The sequence below is a fragment of the Mycolicibacterium komossense genome, from assembly GCF_025822605.1.
GTDB lineage: Bacteria > Actinomycetota > Actinomycetes > Mycobacteriales > Mycobacteriaceae > Mycobacterium > Mycobacterium komossense.
Genome location: NZ_JACKTY010000027.1, coordinates 1 through 207 on the forward strand (window position 1 = coordinate 1; position 207 = coordinate 207).

1 protein-coding gene is annotated in these 207 nt (G+C 62.3%); it reads right to left on the bottom strand.

Going from position 1 to position 207, the window contains the following annotated elements; all coding sequences use genetic code 11:
• Positions 1-194, bottom strand: a 194-nt coding sequence (locus tag H7J73_RS10965; protein WP_264067387.1) for a DUF222 domain-containing protein, incomplete at its 3' end; no start/stop codon positions are given.
• Positions 195-207: the final 13 nt, after the last annotated feature.

The following is a 207-nucleotide window of genomic DNA, read 5'->3' on the forward strand; positions in this document are numbered from 1 at the left end:
CTGAGCCGCCGCTTGGCGTCTTTGGGGCTGATGCGTAGTGCGGTGGTCAACACATCGCTGAAATTCTTCGCGCCCAACTCTTTCGCCGACCCGTCGCGCATCAACGTCCCGATCAAGCGGTGTTCGATCACCGGCTGACACCGCGTCAGCGTGTCCAACCGCACCAACACCTGCACCACGTCAGGACCGGTCAACTCGTCCCACGAC